The 5,180-nt window shown below is 50.5% G+C and carries 2 tRNA genes and 2 rRNA genes; all 4 read left to right on the top strand.

From position 1 onward, the window contains the following. Positions 1-128: 128 nt before the first annotated feature. Positions 129-1,663: ribosomal RNA gene (locus BM160_RS21980) — 16S ribosomal RNA — on the top strand. 113 nt (positions 1,664-1,776) lie between these two features. Further along, positions 1,777-1,853 (top strand) — tRNA-Ile (locus BM160_RS21975). A gap of 28 nt (positions 1,854-1,881) precedes the next feature. Beyond that, positions 1,882-1,957 (top strand) — tRNA-Ala (locus BM160_RS21970). Positions 1,958-2,278: 321 nt separating this feature from the next. After that, positions 2,279-5,161, top strand: a 23S ribosomal RNA gene (locus BM160_RS21965). The 16S and 23S rRNA genes sit together here with 2 tRNA genes alongside, the layout of an rRNA operon. The last annotated feature ends 19 nt before the right edge of the window (positions 5,162-5,180 follow it).

Genomic DNA, 5,180 nt, shown 5'->3' with positions numbered 1-5,180 from the left:
CCAGGTCTTCTGACCTTAAACGCTCATAGAGATAGAAAATGTGAAATCGTCAAGATTTCTCATCAATTCCGTTTTTATGAGTTTTCTTCTCGCAGCGATGCGGGGAGTTGAAAATTATTGCAGTGATTAAACTATAGAGTTTGATCCTGGCTCAGATTGAACGCTGGCGGCATGCCTTACACATGCAAGTCGAACGGCAGCACGGGAGCAATCCTGGTGGCGAGTGGCGAACGGGTGAGTAATATATCGGAACGTGCCCAGTCGTGGGGGATAACGTAGAGAAATTTACGCTAATACCGCATACGATCTAAGGATGAAAGCGGGGGACCGTAAGGCCTCGCGCGATTGGAGCGGCTGATATCAGATTAGGTTGTTGGTGAGGTAAAAGCTCACCAAGCCGACGATCTGTAGCTGGTTTGAGAGAACGACCAGCCACACTGGGACTGAGACACGGCCCAGACTCCTACGGGAGGCAGCAGTGGGGAATTTTGGACAATGGGCGAAAGCCTGATCCAGCAATGCCGCGTGCAGGAAGAAGGCCTTCGGGTTGTAAACTGCTTTTGTACGGAACGAAAAGGTCTGCCCTAATACGGCGGGCCCATGACGGTACCGTAAGAATAAGCACCGGCTAACTACGTGCCAGCAGCCGCGGTAATACGTAGGGTGCGAGCGTTAATCGGAATTACTGGGCGTAAAGCGTGCGCAGGCGGTTATGTAAGACAGTTGTGAAATCCCCGGGCTCAACCTGGGAATTGCATCTGTGACTGCATAGCTAGAGTACGGTAGAGGGGGATGGAATTCCGCGTGTAGCAGTGAAATGCGTAGATATGCGGAGGAACACCGATGGCGAAGGCAATCCCCTGGACCTGTACTGACGCTCATGCACGAAAGCGTGGGGAGCAAACAGGATTAGATACCCTGGTAGTCCACGCCCTAAACGATGTCAACTGGTTGTTGGGTGCATTAGTACTCAGTAACGAAGCTAACGCGTGAAGTTGACCGCCTGGGGAGTACGGCCGCAAGGTTGAAACTCAAAGGAATTGACGGGGACCCGCACAAGCGGTGGATGATGTGGTTTAATTCGATGCAACGCGAAAAACCTTACCTACCTTTGACATGTACGGAACTCGCCAGAGATGGCTTGGTGCTCGAAAGAGAACCGTAACACAGGTGCTGCATGGCTGTCGTCAGCTCGTGTCGTGAGATGTTGGGTTAAGTCCCGCAACGAGCGCAACCCTTGTCATTAGTTGCTACATTTAGTTGGGCACTCTAATGAGACTGCCGGTGACAAACCGGAGGAAGGTGGGGATGACGTCAAGTCCTCATGGCCCTTATAGGTAGGGCTACACACGTCATACAATGGATGGTACAAAGGGTCGCCAACCCGCGAGGGGGAGCCAATCCCATAAAGCCATTCGTAGTCCGGATCGCAGTCTGCAACTCGACTGCGTGAAGTCGGAATCGCTAGTAATCGTGGATCAGAATGTCACGGTGAATACGTTCCCGGGTCTTGTACACACCGCCCGTCACACCATGGGAGCGGGTTCTGCCAGAAGTAGTTAGCCTAACCGCAAGGAGGGCGATTACCACGGCAGGGTTCGTGACTGGGGTGAAGTCGTAACAAGGTAGCCGTATCGGAAGGTGCGGCTGGATCACCTCCTTTCTGGAAATATGCAATCAAGTTCTTACGCCCATTCTTATCGGCTGTTGTGTTAAACAACAGCATTGGTCATCAATCTAATTGGTGCTGCCTTCAAGTTCTTTATTGAGCTCAGAGGGTCTGTAGCTCAGCTGGTTAGAGCACCGTCTTGATAAGGCGGGGGTCGTTGGTTCGAGTCCAACCAGACCCACCAAATCAGGTTTGAAGCGGTTTTAAATCCTGGGGGATTAGCTCAGCTGGGAGAGCACCTGCTTTGCAAGCAGGGGGTCGTCGGTTCGATCCCGTCATCCTCCACCACTTATCTATTGCGTACTTGACGCATATGTCATTAATGCAAAGCATCTTCTTAGAGGATGCTTTGTGTTAATTGATTCATTTCAATTATTGGCTGTTCTTTAAAAATTCATAGAGTTAAATCAGCGTTGCTAGCGGAAACTGCACATTCGTAAAGGTTTAGTGCAGACCGTGCCGCTAGCAACAATTTAGAGATTTTTTGATTGCGTCAAAAGAAACTTTTAATTTCGAGTCAAATCGATAATTGGAAGATACGGCATAACGCGTTTGGTGAAAGACCAAACATCATTCCTTGAAAATAACGATGAGAAATCAAAGTTATAGGGTCAAGTGAATAAGAGCACATGGTGGATGCCTTGGCAATGATAGGCGACGAAAGACGTGATAGCCTGCGATAAGCTTCGGGGAGCTGGCAAATTAGCTTTGATCCGGAGATTTCTGAATGGGGAAACCCACCTAGCAATAGGTATCGCATACTGAATACATAGGTATGCGAGGCGAACCGGGTGAACTGAAACATCTCAGTAGCTCGAGGAAAAGACATCAACCGAGATTCCGAAAGTAGTGGCGAGCGAAATCGGAAAAGCCTGTTAGTGATAGCAAGACTCTTAGCAGAACAGCCTGGAAAGGTTGGCCATAGCGGGTGATAGCCCCGTATGCAAAAAGAGACTTGTGATACTAAGCTAACGAAAAGTAGGGCGGGACACGAGAAATCCTGTCTGAATATGGGGGGACCATCCTCCAAGGCTAAATACTCATCATTGACCGATAGTGAACTAGTACCGTGAGGGAAAGGCGAAAAGAACCCCGGGAGGGGAGTGAAATAGATCCTGAAACCGTGTGCTTACAAAAAGTAGGAGCCTCGAAAGGGGTGACTGCGTACCTTTTGTATAATGGGTCAGCGACTTACATTCAGTGGCAAGGTTAACCGAATAGGGAAGCCGTAGAGAAATCGAGTCCGAATAGGGCGATCAGTCGCTGGGTGTAGACCCGAAACCAAGTGAGCTATCCATGGCCAGGATGAAGGTGCAGTAACATGCACTGGAGGTCCGAACCCACTAGTGTTGCAAAACTAGGGGATGAGCTGTGGATAGGGGTGAAAGGCTAAACAAACTTGGAAATAGCTGGTTCTCTCCGAAAACTATTTAGGTAGTGCCTCAAGTATTACCGTCGGGGGTAGAGCACTGTTTTGGCTAGGGGGTCATGGCGACTTACCAAACCAAGGCAAACTCCGAATACCGACGAGTACAGCTTGGGAGACAGAGCACCGGGTGCTAACGTCCGGACTCAAGAGGGAAACAACCCAGACCGCCAGCTAAGGTCCCTAAAATTGGCTAAGTGGGAAACGAAGTGGGAAGGCTATAACAGTCAGGATGTTGGCTTAGAAGCAGCCATCATTTAAAGAAAGCGTAATAGCTCACTGATCGAGTCGTCCTGCGCGGAAGATGTAACGGGGCTAAGCCAGTTACCGAAGCTGCGGATGTGCAATTTATTGCACGTGGTAGGAGAGCGTTCTGTAAGCCTGTGAAGGTGGCGGTGTAAACCCTGCTGGAGGTATCAGAAGTGCGAATGCTGACATGAGTAGCGTTAAAGGGGGTGAAAAGCCCCCTCGCCGTAAGCGCAAGGTTTTCTACGCAACGTTCATCGGCGTAGAGTGAGTCGGCCCCTAAGGCGAGGCAGAGATGCGTAGCTGATGGGAAACAGGTCAATATTCCTGTACCGATGTGTAGTGCGATGTGGGGACGGAGAAGGTTAGCTCAGCCAACTGTTGGATATGTTGGTTCAAGCCTGTAGTCGTGCCTGGTAGGTAAATCCGCCGGGCTTAGATGAGGGGTGATAACGAGTCTGCTTGCAGACGAAGTGAGTGATACCCTGCTTCCAGGAAAAGCCACTAAGCTTCAGCTACACACGACCGTACCGCAAACCGACACTGGTGCGCGAGATGAGTATTCTAAGGCGCTTGAGAGAACTCAGGAGAAGGAACTCGGCAAATTGACACCGTAACTTCGGAAGAAGGTGTGCCTTTAGTAGGTGAAGTCCCTCGCGGATGGAGCTGAGAAAGGTTGCAAAAAATCGGTGGCTGCGACTGTTTATTAAAAACACAGCACTCTGCTAAGACGAAAGTCGACGTATAGGGTGTGACGCCTGCCCGGTGCTGGAAGATTAAATGATGGGGTGCAAGCTCTTGATTGAAGTCCCAGTAAACGGCGGCCGTAACTATAACGGTCCTAAGGTAGCGAAATTCCTTGTCGGGTAAGTTCCGACCTGCACGAATGGCGTAACGATGGCCACACTGTCTCCTCCTGAGACTCAGCGAAGTTGAAATGTTTGTGATGATGCAATCTCCCCGCGGAAAGACGGAAAGACCCCATGAACCTTTACTGTAGCTTTGTATTGGACTTTGAACAGATCTGTGTAGGATAGGTGGGAGGCTTTGAAGCCGGGACGCTAGTTTCGGTGGAGCCAACGTTGAAATACCACCCTGGTGTGTTTGAGGTTCTAACCTAGGTCCATTATCTGGATCGGGGACAGTGCATGGTAGGCAGTTTGACTGGGGCGGTCTCCTCCCAAAGTGTAACGGAGGAGTTCGAAGGTACGCTAGTTACGGTCGGACATCGTGACGATAGTGCAATGGCATAAGCGTGCTTAACTGCGAGACTGACAAGTCGAGCAGATGCGAAAGCAGGACATAGTGATCCGGTGGTTCTGTATGGAAGGGCCATCGCTCAACGGATAAAAGGTACTCTGGGGATAACAGGCTGATACCGCCCAAGAGTTCATATCGACGGCGGTGTTTGGCACCTCGATGTCGGCTCATCTCATCCTGGGGCTGTAGCCGGTCCCAAGGGTATGGCTGTTCGCCATTTAAAGAGGTACGTGAGCTGGGTTTAAAACGTCGTGAGACAGTTTGGTCCCTATCTTCCGTGGGCGCTGCAGATTTGAGGAAGCCTGCTCCTAGTACGAGAGGACCGGAGTGGACGAACCTCTGGTGTACCGGTTGTCACGCCAGTGGCATTGCCGGGTAGCTAAGTTCGGAAGAGATAACCGCTGAAAGCATCTAAGCGGGAAACTCGTTTCAAGATTAGATCTGCCGGGGCCTTGAGCCCCCTAAAGAGTCGTTCAAGACCAGGACGTTGATAGGTCAGGTGTGGAAGCGCAGTAATGCGTTAAGCTAACTGATACTAATTGCTCGTGCGGCTTGACCCTATAACTTTGACAGTCTTAA

Origin of the sequence: Polaromonas sp. OV174, from assembly GCF_900112285.1 — a bacterium.
Classification (GTDB): Bacteria; Pseudomonadota; Gammaproteobacteria; order Burkholderiales; family Burkholderiaceae_C; genus Polaromonas.
Note: the sequence above shows the minus strand (reverse complement) of the source record. Positions and strands in the feature narration are given on the sequence as shown.